Genomic DNA, 21,368 nt, shown 5'->3' on the forward strand with positions numbered 1-21,368 from the left:
GCGCCGGGGGCAGGGTTCCCCCATGAGCCCGCAACCCGCATTCGGCGACCGGTTCGCCTCGTTCGACGAGTTCTATCCCTTCTACATCCACGAGCATTCGAACCGCACGTGCCGGCGGATCCACGTGGTGGGGTCAGGCCTCGTGCTGTTGGCGCTGGCGGCGGCCATCGTGACGCGCAACGCCTGGTGGCTGCTGGCCATGCCGGTGATCGGCTACGGCTTCGCCTGGGTGGGCCACTTCTTCTTCGAGAAGAACCGCCCGGCCACCTTCAAGTATCCGCTGTGGAGCCTGATGGGCGACTGGCGGATGTTCTTCGAGACGATCAGCGGCAGGCGCCGGTTCTGATCAGTCCCAGGCGGGCGGGCAGCCGTCGAAGCGGCCGGCCTCGACGACGGTCAGCGTCGACATGTTCAGCGGCATGGCGGGACGCATCGAGCCCCGGCCGTGGCCGGTGTACAGGTCGATCTTGTTCCCCTTGATCGCCCCACCGGTGTCGGAGGCGTACCAGTAACCGTCGTGGACCGTGCCGTCCGGCATCTGCATGCCGACCGTTTCCTTGATGAACAGGCGCGTGCGGCGGGGGACCACGCGGGGGTCGATGGCCACGGTGCGCATGGCGATGGGCCGGCACCCGAGCGAGTCGTTGCCCGTCGCTCCGCCGCCGCCCGCATGATAGAGACGCGCCGAAAGACGCCAGTCGGCCTCCGCCGCCATGTGCTCCGCCTGCTCGGCGCTGAGGGTGGCCCCCGTCGCCGCTTCCGCCGCCGCCTTCGCCGCCGCCTCGGCCGCGATCAGCTGGTCGTAGGGGACCGGATCCGCGGGGGCGCTGGGGGTGAAGGTCATGGCCCAGACGAGGGCCAGCACGGCGGCTGCGGTGGACACGCGGAGACTCGCGGAGACGCCGGACCCGACCGCCGGCGGGGGGCTTTTCCGGGCGAATTGGGGCGGAAACCGGGCGACGAACCTTCGTTCGGCGGCGAGGCAGGACCGTCGCGGCCGCGCCTTCATCCCGAAAGTCACGCCTTTCCGGCGGCTTGGCCCGGTTCCACAGGCGGAGGTGCGACCGGTCGTCGCCTGGGGATAAGTCGGAGCTCCTCTCCCCCTGCGCCGCGCCGCGGCCTATGAGGGCGGCGAAGTCTCCGGAGACCGCCGCATGAAACGCCTGCTCCTCGCCGCCGCCGCCGTCGTCGTCCTCGCCGCCCCCGCCGCCGACGTCTCCGCCTGGGGCGCCACCGGCCACCGCATGGTCGGCATGGCGGCCATGCGCGCCCTGCCGGACGAGCTGCCGGCCTTCCTGCGCGATCCCGCGGCGGCGGCCGAGGTCGGCGAGCTGTCGCGCGAGCCGGACCGCGGCAAGGGCGCCGGCCAGCCGCACGACCGCGAGCGGGACACGGCCCACTTCGTCGACATGATCGAGGACGGCCGGATCATGACCGAGGCCGGCCCCTCGATCGACGATCTGCCCCGGCTGAAATCCGAGTACGACGCCGCCCTGCTGGCCGTGGGCATCAAGGTGGACGACGCGGGCTATCTGCCCTTCGCCCTGATGGACGCGCATCAGCAGCTGGTCTCCGACCTGGCGCACTGGCGCGTGCTCAATGCCGCCGAAGCCCGCGAGACCGATCTGGCCCGGCGCGCCTGGTACCGCGAGGATCGCATCCGCCGCGAGGGCCTGATCCTGCGCACCATCGGCGAGCTGAGCCACTACGTCGGCGACGGTTCGCAGCCGCATCACGTGACCATTCATTACAACGGCTGGTCCTCCGGCGTGCCGAACCCGGAGGGGTTCACGACCTCGCGGCGGACGCACGGCCTGTTCGAGGGCGACTTCGTGCGCGATCACGTGCGCTTCCAGGAGGTCGAGGCCGCCATGCCCGCGCCGGTGCTGGAGGGGTTCGAGCTGCGCCCGCGCATCGCCGGCTATCTGCGCACCACGCTGGCCGAGGTGACGCCCTTCTACCGGCTGGAGAAGGCCGGCGGCTTCGCCCCGGGCGACGCGCGCGGGATACAGTTCGCCACCGGCCGTCTGGCCGCCGGCGCGGCGGAGCTGCGGGACCTCATCACCATCGCCTGGCGCCTGTCGGCCAACTCGGAGGTCGGCTGGCCCAAGGTGAAGGTCGCGGACGTCGAGGCGGGCACGGCCGATCCGTGGCTGCCCATGATCGGCGGGGACTGAGCCTGACCCCGCCCTGCGTCATCCTCGACCGGCCCCAGCTGGCCGACAACATCGGCGCCGTGGCCCGCGTCATGGCCAATTTCGGCCTGAGCGACCTGCGGCTGGTCAGCCCCCGGGACGGCTGGCCGCAGGACCGGGCCTGGGCCACGGCCTCGGGCGCCGACTGGGTGCTGGACGGCGCCCGCGTCTTCGAGGACGTGGCCGCGGCGGTGGCGGACCTGCAGACGGTCTACGCCACCACGGCCCGGCCGCGGGAGACGCGCCAGCCGGTCCTGACGCCCCGGCAGGCGGCGGCGGAGCTGAACGCGGCGGCCGCCGAAGGCCAGTCCGTCGGCCTGCTGTTCGGCGGCGAGCGGGCCGGGCTGGAGACCCAGGACGTGGTGCGCTGCACCGGCATCGTCACCATCCCGATCGACCCGCGCCATCACAGCCTCAACCTGGCCCAGGCGGTGGCGATCACGGCCTATGAGTGGCGGACCACGGTGCTGGACGCCCCGCCGCCGCGGTTCCGCGAGGCCGACCCCCCGGCCTCGGCCGAGCTGGTCGAGGGCTTCATCGGCCATCTGGAGGCCGAGCTGGAGGCGGGCGGCTTCTTCCATCCGCCGGACAAGAAGCCGTCGATGATGCGCAACCTGCGCGCCCTGTTCGCCCGCGCCCAGTTGAGCGAGCAGGAGGTGGCCACCCTGCGCGGCGCCGTCCACGCCCTGGCGAAGGGGCGGGGGCGGGTGCTGGCGAAACTGGCGGCGCAGGCGCGGGGCGAGGGGTAGGGCAGGGCCGCCGCGTCCTTTTCCCGGGGCCAGGGGGTTCCGCTCCGACGCTCCCCTCACGCCCGGCCCTGACGCCTGCCCCCTCCCTTCCGCCCCCGCTCCGGAAACCAGTCGTTCCAGTCCCGCCCGCCGGTGGGGTCGCGGCGCCACCAGCGCTGGAGGCGTCCGGCCACGTCCGGCTCGCCCACGCCCCAGCGCTCGATCTCGACCGGCAGGCGGTCGTGGACCACCACGGCCACCGCGCCCGCGGCCAGGCCGCAGCCGGTGCAGCGGAACCGCCCCGCCAGCCACAGCTCGCCCACCGCCGCCGGGCCCAGCGCCCGCGGCAGGCGGTCGGCCGGCACCTCGCGCCGCCTCCGGCAGGGAAAGCATTCCACCGTCAGCGACATCCGCCCCAGCCGCGCCGCCTCCAGCGTCGTCAGCTCCGGCGGCGGCATGGGCCGCCGGCCCGATCCGCGTGGCTTCATGTCGGGATGACCCTCCCATTCCATCACAGCCACCCGCACGGATTGTCGCGGTTCGCCCGGCCCACCGCCCGGCTGACGTGGGCCGCGCGCGCGCCGCAGCCGCAGACGAAGCGCCGCGACAGCCCGTCCGGCGGCCAGCCGTCGCGCGCCGCGCCGAACAGGGGCACGGGATCCAGCAGGGCCTCGTGCCCGCAGAAGGGCCTCAGACATCGGACGTGCAGCCGCACGGGCGGCGCGGGATCGCGCATGACGAACTCTCGAAACGGGCCCGACCCCGACGGCTTCATGCCGCGTCCCGAACGCGGGCGCGAGTCAAAATGTTCCTGAAACGTTCACAGGTGGGGACGGGGGGTCGGCGCCGTCCAGCCCGGCGGATACATCTCCGGCGGCAGGCCGGGCGGCGGCGCCTCGCCCGCGGCGACGCGCTCGCGGCTGATCCGGTCGACCAGGCCGGGCGCGGCGACCCAGGGGCCGTTCGGCGGGGAGTCGAGCCGAACGCGGCGCCACATCTCGCGTCGACACTCCAGCAGCCAGTCGATGGCGCGGACGCGGGTCCGGAGCTCGTGCATCAGCCGCGCGTGTTCGGCCGGATCGTCGTCTTCGGCCACGCGCGGCGCGCGAGGGGGGCGGGGGTGGGGCATGCGGCTCCGTCTCTTTCTCCTTCTCGCACGAGGGGAGAAGGACGCGTTTCGACGCCCCCGCGCCGGACGGCGCGGAGGTGGGGAGGTGGGCGGAGCGGCGGGCGCGAGGCCCGGGATGGAGTAGGTGTACCGTTTCGGCTTCGCGTGACGCTCCGCGCGCGGGGTTTTCCGGCAGCTTGCGGCGGGTGGCGCTGTTTGCGCCTTACCGCAGTCGCCCCCGGCGGGCAGGGGGCGCCGGCGGCGCCCTCCTGGAACGGTCCGGGTATCCCCCCCGACCCTTGCCCGGGATCATCTCTTGGTGACCCCGATCGGCTTCGTTGTTCGGGCCTACCGTTCGCCGCGCGGCGGCTCACTGCTTGAGGCCGGAAGGCCCGTCGCGGCGGACGCCGAATGGCGACGGAGGGCGCGTCCAACAAACCCCGCTCCCCACGCTCCCGCCGCCGCCTCGGAACGCCGGCCGAGCGCACCTCCCCGAGCGACGGGACGGGCAGAGGGTGGGGGATGCGGGAACCGACGGCGGAGGAAAGGCGCGAGAAAGGGGACGGGCGTTGAAGGGAAAGGGGAAACGGGGAGGCGTCGTCGCAATCAGCCGCCCGACGGCGCCGCATCCAGACCCTTTTCGCGATAGTCGGCCAGCGCCGGCGCGTCCTTCGGCGGCGGGTCGCGCTCCAGATCGGCGATCAGGGCGTTCATCTCGGCGATCTCGCGGACCTGGGCTTCGATGATGCCGTCGGCCAGGTCGCGCACGCGCGGGTCGCGGATGCGGGCGCGCTCGCTGGTCATGATCGCGATGGAGTGGTGCGGGATCATGGCCTTCATATAGCTGACGTCGTCCACCGTCCGCTGGCTGCGGACCAGGGCCAGACTGCCGGCGAAGACCAGGGCGGCACAGCCCAGGATGATCAGGTTCAGCTGCCGGTCCCGGTACATGCCCCACATGAAGCCGAGCATGACGACCGCCATGGTCGCCCCCATGACCAGGGCCATCCACAGCCGCGTCTGACTGAACCGCACGTGCTCGATCGCATAGGTGTTCAGGTACATCGCCCGAACATGATCACGGTCGAGGCGACGATCATGGCCGCGAAGCGGCGATAGCTCATTCCCTCCGGCATGGGGGGGGAATGGGGGAGGGAGGGGAGGGTTCCGGGGGGCTTAGAGGCGGTACCGTATGGTGAGCGATGCACCCTTGCCCTTTGGCGGCTCGCTGACGACCTCGTCGCCGCTCCGCATCGCCGCTCTCATGACCTCACAGCAGGATGGCATCCGATGCTCGCCGCTCGGGTACTCGCCCACGGAGCGATGTAGCTCGCCCGCGTTGATCTCGACCTCTGCCGCGCCCCGCGTTCTGGCGCGGCGAAGCTGGGCCGAGAGTTCTTTCCTGAAGTCGTCAGAGTTGGGTGCTGGCATCTCTAGGCCCCGAAGTTGACGGCCCGACGATAGGCGCCTCGCCCGGTGAACTCCAGCCAGCCCCGGTCGCGGAGCACCTGAAGCTGCTGCCTGATCTTGGGGCGGACGTTGCGGTTGTCGGGATAGAGGGCCGACAGCGCCGCCTCGTGGGCATAGACGTCGTCCAGCGTGAACTCGGGCCGGCCCACGGCCTCGACCGCCTTCATCACGGCCAGCAACCAGCCGCGCGCGTTCAGGCCAGCGTCCTTCAGGAACAGGGTGGAGCGCCAGCGGTCCAGCACCTCGCCCTTGGGCACGTGGGCGCCGCGCGCGATCAGGGGGATGCGCCCCGACGCCGGCACCTGGCCGATCAGGATGTTGCACCCCTGCCAGCCCGCGCGCCGCGCGGTCGGCGACAGCGGCTTGCGGGCCTGAATGACGTCGGGGGTGAAGAAGTGGCGGGGCACCACGATCAGGTCGGTGACGGTCCGCGCGCCCGGGTCATAGCTCATGGCGAACAGGCTGGGATTGTTGCGCTCCGACAGCCGCCGCATCATGGCGCCATAGGCGCCGTCGGGGATCGACCGACCCAGCCCGCCGGCCTTGGCCTTCAGCTCGAATTCCTCGGCGCAGGCGTCGCAGACGAAGTCGCCCACGGGGGAGTTGTTCGGCAGTTGTCGCAGCCGCTCCGCGCCGCAAGCCGGACAGAACAGATGCGCGGCGGCCCAGCCCTCGGACAGGGCGCGGACGTTCTGGGTCGGCCCGCGATAGACGGCCTGCTCCTCGGCGAAGCCGAGCGGGCTCCAGCTGTGATCGTCCTCGGCCATGCCGCAGCATGGCGAACCTTGGGTTAGTCAGGCCTTACCGCGCGTGTAGCCGTCGATGTCGTTGCCGTTCTTGTCGATGGCGGACATGCGGACGGCGTCGAACTCGGTCACGCCGCCCTCCTGCCAATCCACCTTCACTAGACCCTCATAGGCCAGATCGACGGCCTCCTCAGCGGTGCGGGCTTTGACCTTACAGGTGTAATCGACGTAGGCGTCGACGCGCGACAGGATGGTGAACGTCGGCATTGCGGTGGCTCCCGATTGGACGATTCAGGGATCCACAACAATGGGTTAGGCGCAAGAGGGGCGCGTTCTGGTCCTCCGCGAGCGCGCGGCAAGATGCCCGCACCGAGCCGCCGGGTCGGCGCCGCGCCAACAAGATCGAGACGCGCAAGCGCGAGCACAGCCACAAGCCGGACGAGCAGTACGAACCTATCGAGCGTGCACCCCGCCCGACTATCTGGAACGGTTCGCCCGGGGAGAGCGGCCGGGCCGGGCCGTGTGGGGCAATCAGGCGGACCAGACCTATGCGCCGATGTGGAAAACGTATGCTTACAACTCGGCGGCCGCGGCAGAATAAATGGGGTGCGACCTAGGTCGCACCCCTTAACCCAAACATCGCGGCGTGAGGCCTGAGTTATCTAGGCCGGTCACCAACGCTGATGCCGGGAAGTTGGGTATTTGGTGCTCGACAGCACCTTTCCTGAGCTGCGGCTCGTCGTAGTCGTTTGACGACAGCCGTCTGAGTAGCGAGTGGTCTTGGTGCAGGAGTTGCCGTTATGGCGGTAAGTCGTTTTACCAGACATTTTTCTTCGCTCCGCTGGACTCTGTCGATGCGACAGCAATGTACTGTCTCAATCCTCGAGATAGGGTCCAACAGGCCAAACCGAAAACATTACGAGGCAAGGACTGCGTCAAACATTTCCACAACGGTTTCGGGGCTGGAAACACCGGCCAGTTTACCTGCGAGTGCGGCAAGCAGAGGACCGAATGAGGCAGTAGGGCTACTCGCGAACTCCAGCACTACGTCTCGCTTCAGATCGGTTGGAAGCGTCCGCCCGCCCGGAGAGTGAAAAACCTTGAGCCATGTGTCTGCGCGCATTGGCTGGCCCTTTGCCAGCCGCTCGAACGACTCTTCGGAGATGTGGATGTATGCGCTGACGCGCTTGCGGTTTTTGCTGAGTTGCTCGGATAGACGACTATAAATTCGCAGCCGCCTATCCCTTCCCTCGTATGGGTCCGGATCGACTTTATGGGAGGGATTGCTCGAACGCTCCGGGAGTTCTGCCTCCCGAGCGGACACCGCGCAATCGAATTTGGGGGGCATAGTATGTCCTCCATTCGCCGTCGAAGGATTCGACAATGGCGGACGACGATGGTTACCACAGATGCCGAATGCTGCAATGCGTCATGGGTGACATAGCCTTACACATTGTTGCGAGCGTTAATGTGTAACGGAGTCTGCGTTGTCGTTTGGTTCTTAGTGTCGACTTGCTCCCTCCGGCGGTCTCCTCTCGGCAGACTAACGGTTCTTCAGCTTCGGAAACGCCCCCCTAGCGCCCCTTCCTGAACGCCGCCGCCTTCTCCGCCGCCGCTTCCTGCCGCCACTTCTTCGGCGCGGACTTGTCCACCTGCTCCCCCTCGGCCGTGAGGATGTCGTTGGCGAATTCCAGGTCCATCAGCTTCATGCGCTTGATCTCGTCGCGCAGGCGGGCGGCTTCCTCGAACTCCAGGTTGGAGGCGGCCTCGCGCATGCGGGCCTCCAGATCCTTGAGCGCGGCCTGGAAGTTGGAACCGACGAAGGGCCGGGCGTCCTCCTTCACCCCGTCGGGGCGGGTCAGCTGGTCCAGCGCGCGGCTCTCATAGGGGCTGGCCAGGATCTCCTTGATGTCGCGCTTGACGCTTTCGGGCGTGATGCCGTGTTCGGCGTTGTACGCCTGCTGCTTCTCGCGCCGGCGGTTGGTCTCGGCGATGGCGCGCTCCATCGAGCCGGTCATGCGGTCGGCATACAGGATGACGCGGCCGTCGACGTTGCGGGCGGCGCGGCCGATGGTCTGGATCAGCGAGGTCTCGGACCGCAGGAAGCCCTCCTTGTCCGCGTCCAGGATGGCGACCAGGCCGCACTCGGGGATGTCCAGCCCCTCGCGCAGCAGGTTGATGCCGATCAGGCAGTCGAAGGCGCCCAGGCGCAGGTCGCGCAGGATCTCGATCCGCTCCAGCGTGTCGACGTCGGAGTGCATGTAGCGGACGCGCACCCGCTGTTCGTGCATGTATTCGGTCAGGTCCTCGGCCATGCGCTTGGTCAGGGTGGTGACCAGGCTGCGGTAGCCGGCGCGGGTGGTGGCCTTGACCTCGTCGATGACGTCGTCGACCTGGTTGCGCGTCTCGCCCGAGACGGGGCGGATCTCGACCGGGGGGTCGATCAGGCCGGTGGGGCGGATCACCTGTTCGACGAAGACGCCGCCGGTCTGCTGCATCTCCCACGGGCCGGGGGTGGCCGAGACGTGGATGGTCTGGGGCCGCATGGCGTTCCACTCGTCGAACTTCAGCGGGCGGTTGTCGATGCAGCTGGGCAGGCGGAAGCCGTATTCGGCGAGCGTCGACTTGCGGGCGTAGTCGCCGCGGTACATGCCGCCGATCTGGCCCACGGTGACGTGGCTCTCGTCGACGAACAGCAGGGCGTCGTCGGGGATGTATTCGAAGAAGGTGGGCGGCGGCTCGCCCGGCGCGCGGCCGGTCAGCCAGCGGGAATAGTTCTCGATGCCGGCGCAGGAGCCGGTGGCCTCCATCATCTCCAGATCGAAGCGGACGCGCTGTTCCAGGCGCTGGGCCTCCAGCAGCTTGCCGTTCTCGACCATCCAGTCGAGCGTCTCCTTCAGCTCGGCCTTGATGCCGGTGATGGCCTGGTTCAGCGACGGGCGCGGGGTGACGTAGTGGCTGGCGGCGTAGACGGTGATCTCCTCGAGGTCGTTGGTCTTCCTGCCCGTCAGCGGGTCGAACTCCTGGATCGACTCCAGCTCGTCGCCGAACAGCTGGATGCGCCAGGCGCGGTCCTCCAGGTGGACGGGGAAGATCTCGATCACGTCGCCGCGCTTGCGGAACATGCCGCGCTCGAACGCCGCGTCGTTGCGCTTGTACTGCAGCGCGATCAGGTCGGCCCGCAGCTTGGCCTCGTCGATGCGGTCGCCCACCTTCAGGTCGAAGGTCATGGCGGTGTAGGTCTCGACCGAGCCGATGCCGTAGATGCAGCTGACCGAGGCCACCACGATGACGTCGTCGCGCTCCAGGATCGCCCGCGTCGCCGAGTGGCGCATGCGGTCGATCTGCTCGTTTATGGAGCTGTCCTTCTCGATGTAGGTGTCGGTGCGCGGGACGTAGGCCTCGGGCTGGTAGTAGTCGTAGTAGCTGACGAAATACTCGACCGCGTTGTCGGGGAAGAACGACTTGAACTCGGAATAGAGCTGGGCGGCCAGGGTCTTGTTGTGGGCCAGGATCAGGGCCGGGCGCTGGGTCGCCTCGATGACCTTGGCCATGGTGAAGGTCTTGCCCGAGCCGGTGACGCCCAGCAGCACCTGGTCCCGCTCGCCGGCCTGGGCCTGTTCGACCAGTTCGGCGATGGCGGCGGGCTGGTCGCCCGAGGGCTCGAACGGCGAGACCATGCGGAAGGGGCGGTGGCGCTTGGCACCCGCCCGGTCGGGGCGGTGCGGGGTCCAGCCGTCGGGCGCGCCGGGCGCCTCGGACGGCGTCAGGCGGGGGCCGGTGACGGGCGCGAACATCGGCGCCTTGGAGTCGCGCAGGAAGGCGGCCGGCGCCTCCTGCAGCCCGGCGCCGGGCGTGTGCACGGGCTTCGCGGATTTCGTCTTGCCGGGCGCGGGCGTGCTGGAACGGTTCATGAACGCGAAGATAGGTCCGGCGAGGGGCTGACGCCAGACGAACGCGCGGGGCGGGGAGGGGATGCTGACGGCAGGTGGCGGGAGGGTGCGCCCCATCCCCGCCGCGAATCCCGGTACCCTCCGCGCTCATGCGCCGCACCGTTTCCGCCCTCGCCCTGCTGCTGCTGACGGCCTCCTGCTTCGGAGGGCCGAATCCGCCGCCGCCGGGGTGGAGGGAGCGGCCGGCGGCGCCGACGGTGGCGTCGCCGACGGGGGTGCGGGCGGAGAGTTTCGCGACGTCGGGGATCGTGGACGGTCGGCTGGACGGCGCGACGCGGGGGCGGGTGGACGAGGCCGGGGGGCATCTGGGGCTGTGTCTGGCGGAGCTTGAGGCGGCGCGGGTGACGTTCACGCCGGTGCCGGACAAGGTGATGACCGAGACCTGCGGGCTGACGGGGGCGGGGACGCTGGACGTCGACCGCGGCACAGTGGCGCGGCTGCGGCCCGCGGCCCCGGTGATGACCTGCCAGACGGCGCTGGCGCTGTCGGTGTGGCGGCGTCAGGTGGTCGAGCCGGCGGCCCGCGAGATCTTCGGCCAGGACGTGGTCGAGATCGTGCACATGGGGACCTATTCCTGCCGCTCGGTGTCGAACCGGCCGGGCGCGCGGCCAAGCGCGCATTCGCGCGCGGCGGCGGTGGATTTCGCCGGGGTGGTGCTGCGCGACGGCACGCGGATCATGGTCAAGGACGACTGGTACGCGGAGACGGAGAAGTCGCGCTTCCTGAAGCGGATCCGCGACGAGGGCTGCCGGGTGTTCGGCACGGTGCTGAGCCCCGACTATGACGCGCCGCACCAGGACCACCTGCATCTGGAGCCGGGCGGGCGGGCGTTCTGCCGGTGAGGGGCAGCAGGTCCGAAAGCCGCCGGACGCGGCTGCGCCGGCGCGGCAGGATGGGCGGGTGACGCCGACGCTGACCCTGTCCGTCCTGCCCAGCCCGATCGGGCCGCTGGCGGTCGCGTGCGACGGGGAGGGGCGGGTGCGCGGGGTGAGCTTCGACGGCGACCGGCCGGACGGGCTGGCGCGGACGATGCAGCGCGAATGGCCGCAAGCGGCGCTGGTGGGCGGTTCGGCGCCGGAGCCGGTGCGGCGAGGCCTTGCGGACTATTTCGCCGGCGACCGGGCGGCGCTGGCGCGCGTGCCGTGGACGCTGGACGGGGCGGCGGGCGCGGACGGGTTTCAGGGGCGCGTCTGGCGGCTGCTGGCCGAGGTGCCGGCGGGCGCGACGATCAGCTATGGCGAGACGGCGAAGCGGGCCGGGGAGCCGGGGGCGGCGCAGGCCGCGGGGACAGCACTGAACCGCAATCCGATCCCGCTGATCCTGCCGTGCCACCGGGTGGTGGGGGCGGACGGATCGATGACCGGCTTCGGCGGCGGGCTGGAGCGCAAGACCTGGCTGCTGCGGCACGAAGGCGCCCTCCTCATCTAGGCCCTTTCGCAGGCGCGAAATGCCTCCTAGCTTGCCGGAATGACCCCGCCCGCATCCCCGACGTCGTCGCGCAGCTTCTTCTCGTCCCTGAGCCTGTGGGTTCTGCTGGCGCTGGTCGGCGGCCTGGCGGCGGGGGCGGCGGCCAGCGAGTGGGGCCTGCCGGGCGGGGCCGGCACGGCGGACATGATCTCGGCCCTGGGCGCCCTGTGGCTGAACGCGCTGAAGATGACCATCGTGCCGCTGGTGTTCAGCCTGCTGGTGACGGGCATCGCCTCGATCGCCGACGCGGCGCGGACCGGGCGGTTGGCGGCCAAGGCGATCCTGTGGTTCGCCATCCTGATCACTTTCGCGGTGCTCTACGCCTATGTCGCCAACTTCGGCCTGCTGGCGATCTGGCCGGTGGACGAGGCGGGCGCGGCGGCGGTGCGGGCCGGGGCCCCGGCGCCGCCCGAGGGGCTGGGGCCGGGGGCGCCGTTCAGCGAGTTCTTTAAGACCCTGGCGCCGGCCAACCCGATCCGGGCCGCGGCCGAGGACGCCATTTTGGGGCTGGTGGTGTTCGCCGTCTTCTTCGGCTTCGCGGCGACCCGCCTGCCCGACCGTCTGCGCCTGCCGCTGGTGAGCTTCTTCGAGGCGGTCGGCGAGACCATGATCGTCATCGTGCGCTGGGTGCTGACGGTCGCGCCGGTCGGAGTGTTCGCCCTGGCCATGGGCGTGGGGCTGACGGCCGGGATCGGGGCCGCCGGCGTGCTGCTGCAGTACGTGTCGGTGCTGTCTCTGGTCCAGATCGGGCTGATCCTGCTGTGCTACCCGTTGGTGGTGGTCTTCGGACGGGTCGGTCTGGCGCGGTTCGCGCGGGCCGCGGCGCCGGCGCAGGTGGTGGCCTTCTCGACGCAGTCGTCGCTGGCGAGCCTGCCGGTGATGGTCGAACGGGCGGTGGACGCGCTGGGCGTGTCGCGGGCGACGGCGGGTCTGGTCCTGCCGCTGGCGGTGGCCGTGTTCCGCATCACCAGCCCGGTCGCCAATCTGGGCGTGGTCATCTGGTGCGCCCACGTGTTCGGCGTGGAGGTGACGCCGGCGGCCATGGCGGCGGCGGGACTGACGGCCGTTCTGGTGTCGATCGGCTCGGTGGGCCTGCCCGGACAGGTCAGCTTCTTCGTCTCGATCGCGCCGATCTGCATCGCCATGGGCGTGCCGCTGGAGCTGCTGCCCATCCTGCTGGCGGTGGAGGTGATCCCCGACATCTTCCGCACGCTGGGCAACGTCACGGCCGATCTGGCGGTGACGCGGATCGTGCAGGGCGGAGACGCGGTCGAGGAGGCCGACCCCGCGATCTGACGCCGGCTTGACAGGCGTGTCACCTATAGGTGATATGTAACCCGTGAGTTACACGGGAGATCGGTCATGACCGAAGACACCCTTACGGGATATCAGAAGCTGGGCGCGCGGGTGTTCAAGCCGGCGCTGGTGCTGGCCCTCGTCGGCGCGATGACGGGAATCGTGGGCTGGCTGGCGAACCGGCGCGGCGACGTCGTGATCGGAGACGGGCTGATGACCGCGGCCGGCGTCGCCACCGGCGTCGGCGTCACCGCGGCGCTGTTCGCCTGGGCGGGCTACCGGGTCGGACGGCGTCTCGAGTCGGCTTCGGGTCGTCGCGACCGTGAGCAGGCGGCCCGGGTATGGCAGCTGACGATCCTGCCGATGGCCATGCTGGCGATGACCGCCGCGGCCATGCTGGCCGCGGAGCGCATGGTGCACGGCGCGGCGGACGGGCTGGAGTGGGCCACCGCCGCGGTTCCGGCGCTGTACGCCCTGCTGCTGCCGGTCATGGTCATGAACTGGGATGCGCATGCGCGAAAGATGCGGAAGTATCTCGACGACGAGCTGATCCGCGCCATGCAGGCGAGGGCGATCATCGCGGCCTTCTTCGTGCTGATGACCGGCGCGTGCGGGGTCTATCTGCTGGGCCTGTGGCGGGCGGACTGGGCCGTGATCGCCCTGCCGGCGGTGCTGTGGGCCGCGGCCTCGACCGCGTCGCTGAGGTTCGCCTGGCTGAGCCGGTCCTACGATGGGTGACGCCCGGCTGGGCTCGCACCTGAAGGAGGTCCGCACCGCCGCCGGCCTGACCCAAGCCGAGTTGGCGGAGCGGGCCGGGGTGTCGCGCAAGACCATCAACACCGTCGAGAACGGGGTCTTTACGCCGTCGACGACGCTGGCGCTGCTGCTGGCCCGAACGCTGGGCGTGACGGTGGAGGAGTTGTTCTTCCTGCAGGACTGATCAGGGCGGAGTTGACTCCGCCCTTCACTTCGCGGCATACACTGTGTGTCACACACTATGTGGCGGGCAGGGTGAAGCGCGATGCCGGTGGACGGCGGTCTGTTCGAGGCGATGCGGCTGGAACTGCGGCGCGGGTCGCTGGTGCTGGCGGTGCTCGCCTGTCTGCGAACCGAGCGGTACGGCTACACCCTGCGGCAGGCGCTGGCGGCGGACGGGCTGGAGATGGAGGAATCGACCCTCTATCCCCTGCTGCGCCGGCTGGAGAGCCAAGGCCTGCTGCTGAGCGAATGGCGCGAGGAGGAGAAGCGGAACAAGCGCTTCTATCGCCTGTCGCCCGCCGGATCCGAAATGCTGGAGGCGCTGACCGCCGAATGGCGGCGCATCGGCGCGTCCCTTGATCGCATGCTTTGAGGGGAGGGGACCGATGGCCCTGATCGACCAATATCTGGACGCCGTGGCGGCGCAGCTGCCGACGGAGAAGCGCGAGGACATCACGGCCGAGCTGCGCGAGCTGATCCTGAGCCGGTTCGAGGCGAAGGAGGAGGAGCTGGGGCGGCCGCTGACCGAGGCGGAGCAGGAGGCGATCCTGCAGGAGATCGGCCATCCGCTGGTGGTGGCGCAGCGCTATTCCGGCGGGCCCGACAGCCTGGTGGGTCCGGAGCTGTATCCCTACTGGCTGTTCGCGGTGAAGGCGGGGCTGTTCATCGTCGCGGCCGTTTCGATCATCGGCGCGCTGGCGGCGCTGGCGGGCGGGCCGCAGACGTTCGGGCAGGCGATCGGTCAGGCCTTCGCCGGCTTCTTCGACGGGGCCTTCGTCCTGGTCGGCGTGATCACGGCGGTGGCGTGGTCGATGGAGCGCTGGGGAGGCAAGCCCCGCTGGATGACCGACTGGCGGGTCAAGGACCTGCACGCCTTCACCCTGGCCGATCCGGCGCGGTGGGGGCTGACCGGATCGGTCAAGGCCGGGGTCGAGCGGCCGTCCGGCACGGTGAAGCCCCTGGCGGTGAAGGTTTCGGCCGGCAAGTGGCCGGGGTCGGACGCCCTGTTCGGACTGATCTTCGGCGGCCTGTTCGTGGCCTGGTGGATCGGGGCGTGGGAGTGGCCGTGGGGCGGCGCCTTCGAGCTGGGCGACCAGCTGGTGACCGTCTCGGGCGCGCCAGTGTGGACCGCCCTGTTCGCGCCGATCCTGGCGCTGGCGCTGGCCCACATGGCGGTCGATCTGATGGGCGTGCTGCGGCCGGACATGGTCCGCGTGCGGGCCGTCTTCGCCATGGGGCTGAGCCTGGCCAGTCTGGCGCTGGCGTGGACGATCTTCCAGTGGGGCCACTGGTTCGACCTGACCGCTGCGGACGGCGCCGTCGCCCAGGTGCGCGGCGGGGTCGAGCTGCTGCGCTGGGACGCGCTGGACGCGATCGACCGGGCCGACCGGACCCTGGCCGGACAGGCGCAGGTGCTGGGCACGGTGCTGAGCTTCGTGCTGGCCGGGTTCGGCGTCACGCTGGTGTTCGCCGTCCTCGGCGATCTGGCGAAGGTCGCGCGCGGCCGCTGAGGTCCATGTCCGAAAACCGCGAGACTTCGCGCCGCCTCCGGCGCATTCTCCGCCCATGTTCACGAGCGGACCCGAACTGGATCAGGAGGCCTGCTGGCGCGCGGTGAGGACCCGCGACGCGCGGTTCGACGGGCGCTTCTTCACCTGCGTGAGGACGACCGGGATCTATTGCCGGCCGGTGTGCCCGGCGCGGACGCCGTTGAGGCAGAACGTGATCTTCGTGCCCACGGCCGCGGCGGCGGAGGAGCGGGGCTTCCGCGCCTGCCTGCGCTGCCGGCCCGAGACGGCGCCCGAGATGGGCGCGTGGAACGGCACCTCGAACACCGTGTCGCGGGCGCTGGCCCTGATCGAGGCGGGTGCGCTGGACGAGGGCGACGTCGACGCCTTGGCGGGCCGGCTGGGCGTGGGGGAGCGGCAGCTGCGGCGGCTGTTCCGGAAGCATCTGGGCGCGGCGCCGGTCAGCGTGGCGCAGACGCGGCGGGTGCTGCTGGCCAAGGCCCTGATCCAGGAGGGCGACCTGCCGATGGCGCAGGTGGCGCTGGCCGCCGGCTTCGGCAGCGTGCGGCGCTTCAACGAGACGTTTCAGACGCTGTACGGGCGGCCGCCGTCGGCGCTGCGGCGACGGGCGGAGCGTGCGTGGGACGGCGGGGTGCGGATCAGCCTGCCCTGTCGCGAGCCGCACGACTGGGACGCCCTGCTGGCGGCGCTGGCCGACCGCGGCGAACGGGTCGAGGGCGGCGTGTGGACGCGGGCGCTGACAAAGGACGTGGACGGCGCGGACGGCGTCGTCACGGTCGAGCGGGCGGGGCCCGGTCAAGCCGCCGTTCGGGCCGAGGTGGACGATTTGAGAGCGCTGCCGGGCGTGCTGGCGCGGGTGCGCCGGGTGTTCGACCTGGGCTGCGATCCGGAGGCTGTGGCGCGCGACCTGTCCGCCGACCCGCTCCTGGCGCCGTTGGTGGCGGCGCGGCCCGGACTGAGAGCGGCCGGCGACTGGACGGATGCGGGCGAGGTCGCGCCCGGCGACCGGCTCGACGTGCCTGCACTGGAACCGAGGGCGGAGGGTTGGCGGCCATGGCGCGCCTATGCCCTGGCCCACCTGCGCGCGGCGGGGATCGATCCGCGCGGCCTGATCGAGGAGACGAGAGATGCGGCCTGAACTGACGTTGGATCGACTGGCCACACCCGTGGGCGAGATGCTGGTGGTCACCGACGCCGGGGGCGCGGTGCGGGCGCTGGACTTCGCCGACTATGAGCCGCGGATGCTGCGGCTGCTGGCGCGGCACTGGGGCCCGGTCGACCTGACGCCGGGACGGGCGCCGGACCGGGTGCGCGACGCGATCGCGGCCTATTTCGCCGGCGACCTGACCGCCCTGGACCGGGTTCCGGTGAAGACCAACGGCACCACGTTCCAGAAGGACGTGTGGTCGGCGCTGCGGTCCATCCCGGCGGGGGAGACGGTCAGCTACGGCGCCCTGGCGGCACGGATCGGGCGGCCGAGGGCGGTGCGGGCAGTCGGCCTGGCCAACGGCAGGAACCCGGTGGGCGTGATCGTGCCGTGCCACCGGGTGATCGGGGCGAACGGGACGCTGACGGGCTATGCCGGCGGGGTGGAGCGCAAGCGGGCGCTGCTGGCCCACGAGGGCGTCATGGTCTGATCAGGCCGCGCGCTTGATGCGGTTGTCGTCGTCCAGCAGGACCACGGTGGGGGCGTAGTTGCGCGCCTCTTCCTGCGGCAGCTGGCCGTAGGTGACGACGATCACCTTGTCGTTCTTCTGGACCAGACGCGCGGCCGCGCCGTTGACCCCGATCACCTTCGAGCCGCGCGGGGCAGGGATGGCGTAGGTGGTGAAGCGCGCGCCCGTGGTGATGTTCAGCACGTCGACCTGCTCGTGCGGCAGGATGTCGGCGGCGTCCAGGAGGTCGCCGTCGATCGCGATCGATCCCTCGTAGTCGAGGTCGGCCTGCGTCACCGTGGCCCGGTGCAGCTTGGACTTCATCAGGGTGACCAGCATGGGGAGCGCGGTCCTTCAGCGCGGGGAGGAACGCCCCCGCGGCGCGCGGTCGATATAGGCACTTCGCCGCCCTGCATCAATCGCGGGCGCCGCAATGCAGCATCGCGGCGCTGCGACGCTTTCGCCCGTTACGGGAGGTTCATTTGACGGTGACGGTTCGGCCCCTATGGTCGAGGCTTCGCGCCGCCTCGGCCGACCGGAACCGGACGACGACTTCCCCATGAAACAATTCTTCCTGACCGTGCTCGGGGTCTTCACCGGGCTGGTGCTGTTCCTCGTGGTCGTGCCGATGGTGCTGATCATGATGGCCGTGGCCTCGGCCGGATCGAAGCCGTCGATTCCGCGCAACACGGTGCTGGAGCTGGATCTGCGCCAAGGCGTCAGCGACAGCCCGTCGACCAATCCGCTGAGCTTCGGCGGGGCGGCGCTGTCGGTGATCGAGATCGTCGACGGTCTGGCCCAGGCGGGCGACGACGAGGCCGTCAAGGCGGTGCTGGTGCGTCTGCCCGAAACGGGACTGAGCCCCGCCGCGGCCGACGAGGTGCGTCAGGCGATCCGCCGGCTGCGCGCCAAGGGCAAGATCGTCATCGCCCACTCGCAGGGCTTCATGCCCGCGGGGGCCTCGGTTTCGGCCTACATGGTCGGCGCCTCGGCCTCGGAGCTGTGGATGCAGGAGAGCGCCAGCTTCCAGATGGCCGGCCTGGCGACGGAAGAGATCTTCTTCGGCCGCGCGTTCGAGAAGTACGGCGTGAACGCCCAGTTCGAGCAGCGGCACGAGTACAAGAACGCGGTCAACGCCTACACCCAGTCGGACTTCACCGCCGCGCACCGCGAGGCGACGCTGGCGTGGGTCGGCTCGATCTACGACACCTCGATCGCCGCGGCCGCCGCCGACCGCAAGATGACGCCGGCGGCGCTGAAGACCGTGGTGGAGGCCGGGCCGTGGACCGCCGAGGAGGCGCGGGCGCGCGGGCTGATCACCCATCTGGGCGAGGTCGAGCAGGCCGAGGCCGAGGCGAAGCGACGGGCCGGCCGCGGGGCGGAGATCGTCGAGTTCGGCGACTACGTCGACGCCAAGGGCGCCCGCGAGGGCACGGGCTCCGACGCCATCGCCATCGTCTATGCCGAGGGGCCGATCATGACGGGCACGGGCCGCGGCGGCGACCCGTTCGGCGGCGGCTCGAGCATCATGTCCGACGACACGGCCGAGGCCATCTACGACGCCATCGAGGACAAGTCGGTCAAGGCCATCGTGCTGCGCGTCTCGTCGCCGGGAGGCTCTCCGGAGGCGTCGGAGCAGATCGCCGCGGCGGTGCGCGCGGCGCAGAGGGCGGGCAAGCCGGTGGTGGTGTCCATGGGCGCCTACGCGGCGTCCGGCGGGTACTGGATCTCGGCCGAGGCGGACTGGATCGTGGCCCAGCCCGCGACCCTGACGGGCTCGATCGGCGTGTTCGGCGGCAAGTTCGTGCTGGCCGACGCGCTGGGCCGGTTCGGCGTCGACGTGCGCGGCCTTTCGGTCGGCGGCGAGTTCGCCGACGCCTACGCCATTTCCGAGCCGTGGACCGCCGAGCAGCGGGCGAAGATCTCGCAGCAGATGGACCGCATCTACGACGACTTCATCACGCGGGTGGCGCGCGGGCGGGATCTGCCGCCGGCGCGCGTGCGCGAGATCGCCCGGGGTCGGGTCTGGACGGGCGCGCAGGCGCTGGGTCTGGGACTGGTCGACCAGTTGGGCGGTCTGGAGGAGGCCATCGCCAAGGCCCGCCAGCTGGCGAAGATCCCGAACGACGCGCGCATCCGGCTGAAGCGCTTCCCGGCGCCGATGTCGCCGTGGGAGGCGCTGTCGGAAGCCTTCGGCGTCTCGGGTGAGGCGGCGCGGGCCCTGGTCTTCCTCGGCGGCGTGGCGCAGGACCCGCAGGCCCAGGCCGTGGCGCGTCGCGTCGAGGCCGACCGCATGCGGCGCGAGGGCGCCGTCGTGCTGGCCGACCGGCCGCTGGGCTGAGGCGAAACGACCCGGACACCGAGGCGTGAACGGCGCATTCCTTGACCGTTCAGGTCGCGGAGACGACATTGCGAAGGTTGAAGGACGCCCGATGACCCAGTTCGACCGCCTCGCCGCCCTCGGCCCCGACGCCCGCAAGGGCCGCGGCCTGATGGGGCCGTTCACCGCCCTGTTTGGCGTGATCGCCGCCGCCGTCGCCATGACCGTGGGGGCCGTTCTGGCGGTGTTCGCCGCCGCCGCCGTGGCGGTGATGGCCGTGGTCGGGGGGCTGGTCCTCGCGCTGGCGGCGTTCGCGCTGAAGGCTCGCCGCGCGTTCGGCGGCCGGTCGCGCCGCGCGACGGACCCGGAAATCATCGAGGCGAAGAAGGTCGACGGGACCTGGGTCGCCTACGGCTGGGATCGGCGCTGATCCTCACATGACGCTCTCGATCGTCGAGGCGCCGTCTCCGAATTTCGACGCCCGCCGCGCGCCCCCGGACATGGTGGTGCTGCACTACACCGGCATGGGGACGGCTCAGGAGGCGGTGGACCGCCTGCGCGATCCCGTGGCGAAGGTCTCCTCTCACTACGTCGTCGACGAGGACGGCTCGATCCTGCGGCTGGTGCCCGAAGAGCGCCGCGCCTGGCACGCCGGCAAGGGCGTCTGGCAGGGCGAAACGGACTGCAACGCCGCCTCCATCGGCATCGAGATCGTCAATCCGGGGCACGAGTTCGGCTATCGCGACTTCCCGGAGGCGCAGATCGACGCGGTGATCGCGCTGGTCGGCGACATACGCTCCCGCTGGTCGATCCCGGACGCGCGCATCATCGGCCATTCGGACCTGGCGCCCGACCGCAAGCAGGATCCGGGCGAGCGCTTCCCGTGGAAGCGGCTGGCCGAGGCGCGTCACGGACTGTGGTTCGAACCGGCGATGGAACGGGTCGCGGCCCTGGGCGCGCCGCTGAGCCCCGGCGACGAGGGCATCGGCGTGACGGTGCTGAGCGCGGGCCTGCACCGGCTGGGCTACGGCGTCACGGCGCGCACGACCTATGACGGCGAGCTGCGTCTGACCGTCGAGGCCTTCCAGCGCCACTGGCGGCCGGCGGCGGTCGACGGAGTCGCCGACGGCGAGACGCGCGCACGGCTGGTGGGATTGCTGCAGCTGGCCAGCGTGGAGAGCGTGACGGGCGTGCTGAACTGACGCCGGTTTGACGGCGGGGCCCGCAAGGCGCATCTGTGCCCGCGCCAGACGGTCGGGCGGTCGCGGCGGGGCTTCGGTCCCGTCGAGGAAAGTCCGGGCTCCACGGTGAAACGGCGGCGGGTAACTCCCGCCCGGGGCGACCCGAGGGACAGCGCCACAGAAAGCAAACCTCCGGCTCTTCGGGGTCGGGAAGGGTGAAAGGGTGGGGTAAGAGCCCACCGCGTCCCCGGCAACGTGGACGGCATGGCAAGCCCCGCCGGGAGCAAGACCGAATAGGGACGTCGCGCGGGCTTCGGCTCGCAGGGTTCACCGCCCGAGGCGTCCGGGTTGGTCGCGAGAGCCGGTCCGCGAGGGCCGGCCCAGAGGAATGACCGTCACCCGCTTGCGGGGACAGAACCCGGCTTACAGACCGTCTGGCGCTTTCTTTATTGCCCTGTCGCTCGCGCCGCGGGCGCTCGCTGCTTGAAGGCGCTCGTTAACCCTTGGGGCGGCGGCGTGGCGCAGGCTGTCCACAGACTGGGGATTACTTGGCGATGTTCTGTGATTGTTCCGCTCTGTTCTGTCGTTCGGCCCACCGTCGAGGTTAAAATCCGTCAACCAATCCCATTGTGACCCATCTGATCCCATGATATCCCAGAACCCATGATTTGGGCACGACGGGCGCGCGTGGCGCGTTCGGGGGATTTCAGACGGTCCTGACGGACCGGAAACGGGGCGGGGC

General features: G+C 70.7%; 25 protein-coding genes and 1 other RNA gene. 16 read left to right on the forward strand and 10 right to left on the reverse strand.

The genetic code is table 11. The features are described from left to right. The first annotated feature begins 22 nt into the window (after positions 1–22). Positions 23–346 (forward strand): Mpo1-like protein, encoded by a 324-nt coding sequence (locus EFJ44_RS06795; protein ID WP_125256442.1) that lies wholly within the window; start codon positions 23–25, stop codon positions 344–346. Here EFJ44_RS06795 and EFJ44_RS06800 read toward each other — a convergent pair whose 3' ends face one another. Then, the gene (locus EFJ44_RS06800) at positions 347–883 is read right to left on the reverse strand and encodes a 3D domain-containing protein (RefSeq protein WP_241209704.1); all 537 of its coding nucleotides are present in this window, start codon (positions 881–883) and stop codon (positions 347–349) included. A 271-nt stretch (positions 884–1,154) separates the two neighbouring features. On the opposite strand from EFJ44_RS06800, the gene EFJ44_RS06805 reads away from it, so the two are divergent. Both EFJ44_RS06805 and EFJ44_RS06810 read left to right on the forward strand, forming a co-directional pair. Continuing rightward, positions 1,155–2,177: a phospholipase C/P1 nuclease family protein gene (locus tag EFJ44_RS06805; RefSeq protein ID WP_125256443.1), complete on the forward strand. Its 1,023-nt coding sequence runs from the start codon at positions 1,155–1,157 to the stop codon at positions 2,175–2,177. Beyond that, positions 2,150–2,944: an RNA methyltransferase gene (locus EFJ44_RS06810; RefSeq protein ID WP_241209705.1), complete on the forward strand. Its 795-nt coding sequence runs from the start codon at positions 2,150–2,152 to the stop codon at positions 2,942–2,944. The genes EFJ44_RS06805 and EFJ44_RS06810 overlap by 28 nt, the downstream gene beginning before the upstream one ends. A 56-nt stretch (positions 2,945–3,000) precedes the next feature. Here EFJ44_RS06810 and EFJ44_RS06815 read toward each other — a convergent pair whose 3' ends face one another. The 8 genes from EFJ44_RS06815 to uvrB form a co-directional block, all read right to left on the reverse strand. Further along, the gene (locus tag EFJ44_RS06815) at positions 3,001–3,411 is read right to left on the reverse strand and encodes a hypothetical protein (protein WP_125256444.1); all 411 of its coding nucleotides are present in this window, start codon (positions 3,409–3,411) and stop codon (positions 3,001–3,003) included. Between the two features lie 23 nt (positions 3,412–3,434). Beyond that, positions 3,435–3,659: a hypothetical protein gene (locus EFJ44_RS06820; RefSeq protein WP_125256445.1), complete on the reverse strand. Its 225-nt coding sequence runs from the start codon at positions 3,657–3,659 to the stop codon at positions 3,435–3,437. A gap of 84 nt (positions 3,660–3,743) precedes the next feature. Next, positions 3,744–4,052: a hypothetical protein gene (locus EFJ44_RS06825; protein WP_125256446.1), complete on the reverse strand. Its 309-nt coding sequence runs from the start codon at positions 4,050–4,052 to the stop codon at positions 3,744–3,746. 585 nt (positions 4,053–4,637) lie between these two features. After that, positions 4,638–5,096 carry a DUF305 domain-containing protein gene (locus EFJ44_RS06830; RefSeq protein WP_241209706.1) on the reverse strand — a complete coding sequence of 153 codons (459 nt, stop codon included), beginning with the start codon at positions 5,094–5,096 and terminating at the stop codon, positions 4,638–4,640. Between the two features lie 368 nt (positions 5,097–5,464). After that, on the reverse strand, positions 5,465–6,268 hold the full coding sequence (locus EFJ44_RS06840; protein ID WP_125256448.1) for a DpnI domain-containing protein: 804 nt from the start codon (positions 6,266–6,268) through the stop codon (positions 5,465–5,467). 27 nt (positions 6,269–6,295) lie between these two features. Next, on the reverse strand, positions 6,296–6,514 hold the full coding sequence (locus tag EFJ44_RS06845) for a hypothetical protein (RefSeq protein ID WP_125256449.1): 219 nt from the start codon (positions 6,512–6,514) through the stop codon (positions 6,296–6,298). Positions 6,515–7,163: 649 nt separating this feature from the next. Further along, on the reverse strand, positions 7,164–7,595 hold the full coding sequence (locus EFJ44_RS13810) for a hypothetical protein (RefSeq protein ID WP_164511875.1): 432 nt from the start codon (positions 7,593–7,595) through the stop codon (positions 7,164–7,166). Positions 7,596–7,821: 226 nt separating this feature from the next. Continuing rightward, a complete protein-coding gene (uvrB, locus tag EFJ44_RS06850; protein ID WP_125256450.1) occupies positions 7,822–10,161 on the reverse strand; it encodes an excinuclease ABC subunit UvrB in 2,340 nt (779 codons plus the stop codon). Positions 10,162–10,289: 128 nt separating this feature from the next. Here uvrB and EFJ44_RS06855 point away from each other — a divergent pair, with 128 nt between their 5' ends. From EFJ44_RS06855 to EFJ44_RS06895, 9 genes are all read left to right on the forward strand, one after another. Further along, positions 10,290–11,042 (forward strand): extensin family protein, encoded by a 753-nt coding sequence (locus EFJ44_RS06855; RefSeq protein WP_125256451.1) that lies wholly within the window; start codon positions 10,290–10,292, stop codon positions 11,040–11,042. 58 nt (positions 11,043–11,100) lie between these two features. Continuing rightward, positions 11,101–11,628: a methylated-DNA--[protein]-cysteine S-methyltransferase gene (locus EFJ44_RS14065; RefSeq protein ID WP_125256452.1), complete on the forward strand. Its 528-nt coding sequence runs from the start codon at positions 11,101–11,103 to the stop codon at positions 11,626–11,628. Between the two features lie 39 nt (positions 11,629–11,667). Next, a complete protein-coding gene (locus tag EFJ44_RS06865; protein ID WP_125256453.1) occupies positions 11,668–12,963 on the forward strand; it encodes a dicarboxylate/amino acid:cation symporter in 1,296 nt (431 codons plus the stop codon). A gap of 66 nt (positions 12,964–13,029) precedes the next feature. Then, positions 13,030–13,701: a hypothetical protein gene (locus EFJ44_RS06870; protein ID WP_125256454.1), complete on the forward strand. Its 672-nt coding sequence runs from the start codon at positions 13,030–13,032 to the stop codon at positions 13,699–13,701. Further along, positions 13,694–13,903: a helix-turn-helix transcriptional regulator gene (locus EFJ44_RS06875; RefSeq protein ID WP_125256455.1), complete on the forward strand. Its 210-nt coding sequence runs from the start codon at positions 13,694–13,696 to the stop codon at positions 13,901–13,903. Before EFJ44_RS06870 ends, EFJ44_RS06875 begins: the two co-directional genes overlap by 8 nt. Before the next feature lie 81 nt (positions 13,904–13,984). Further along, the gene (locus EFJ44_RS06880; protein ID WP_125256456.1) at positions 13,985–14,314 is read left to right on the forward strand and encodes a PadR family transcriptional regulator; all 330 of its coding nucleotides are present in this window, start codon (positions 13,985–13,987) and stop codon (positions 14,312–14,314) included. A gap of 13 nt (positions 14,315–14,327) precedes the next feature. Next, on the forward strand, positions 14,328–15,452 hold the full coding sequence (locus tag EFJ44_RS06885) for an HAAS signaling domain-containing protein (protein WP_125256457.1): 1,125 nt from the start codon (positions 14,328–14,330) through the stop codon (positions 15,450–15,452). Between the two features lie 55 nt (positions 15,453–15,507). After that, positions 15,508–16,608 (forward strand): bifunctional transcriptional activator/DNA repair enzyme AdaA, encoded by a 1,101-nt coding sequence (locus EFJ44_RS06890; RefSeq protein ID WP_125256458.1) that lies wholly within the window; start codon positions 15,508–15,510, stop codon positions 16,606–16,608. Then, positions 16,598–17,107: a methylated-DNA--[protein]-cysteine S-methyltransferase gene (locus EFJ44_RS06895; RefSeq protein WP_125256459.1), complete on the forward strand. Its 510-nt coding sequence runs from the start codon at positions 16,598–16,600 to the stop codon at positions 17,105–17,107. Before EFJ44_RS06890 ends, EFJ44_RS06895 begins: the two co-directional genes overlap by 11 nt. Here EFJ44_RS06895 and panD read toward each other — a convergent pair whose 3' ends face one another. After that, positions 17,108–17,464 (reverse strand): aspartate 1-decarboxylase, encoded by a 357-nt coding sequence (panD, locus tag EFJ44_RS06900; protein ID WP_125256460.1) that lies wholly within the window; start codon positions 17,462–17,464, stop codon positions 17,108–17,110. It abuts the gene before it with no gap. 220 nt (positions 17,465–17,684) lie between these two features. On the opposite strand from panD, the gene sppA reads away from it, so the two are divergent. The 4 genes from sppA (at position 17,685) to rnpB (ending at position 21,068) form a co-directional block, all read left to right on the forward strand. Further along, positions 17,685–19,466: a signal peptide peptidase SppA gene (sppA, locus tag EFJ44_RS06905; protein WP_125256461.1), complete on the forward strand. Its 1,782-nt coding sequence runs from the start codon at positions 17,685–17,687 to the stop codon at positions 19,464–19,466. A 91-nt stretch (positions 19,467–19,557) separates the two neighbouring features. Next, a complete protein-coding gene (locus tag EFJ44_RS06910; protein WP_125256462.1) occupies positions 19,558–19,875 on the forward strand; it encodes a hypothetical protein in 318 nt (105 codons plus the stop codon). Positions 19,876–19,882: 7 nt separating this feature from the next. Next, positions 19,883–20,647, forward strand: coding sequence for an N-acetylmuramoyl-L-alanine amidase (locus EFJ44_RS06915; RefSeq protein WP_125256463.1), 765 nt, complete (start codon positions 19,883–19,885; stop codon positions 20,645–20,647). A 44-nt stretch (positions 20,648–20,691) separates the two neighbouring features. After that, an RNA gene (gene rnpB, locus EFJ44_RS06920) (RNase P RNA component class A) lies at positions 20,692–21,068 on the forward strand. Positions 21,069–21,368 lie beyond the last annotated feature (300 nt).

This window comes from Brevundimonas fluminis, from assembly GCF_003934285.1.
Taxonomy (GTDB): Bacteria; Pseudomonadota; Alphaproteobacteria; order Caulobacterales; family Caulobacteraceae; genus Brevundimonas; species Brevundimonas fluminis.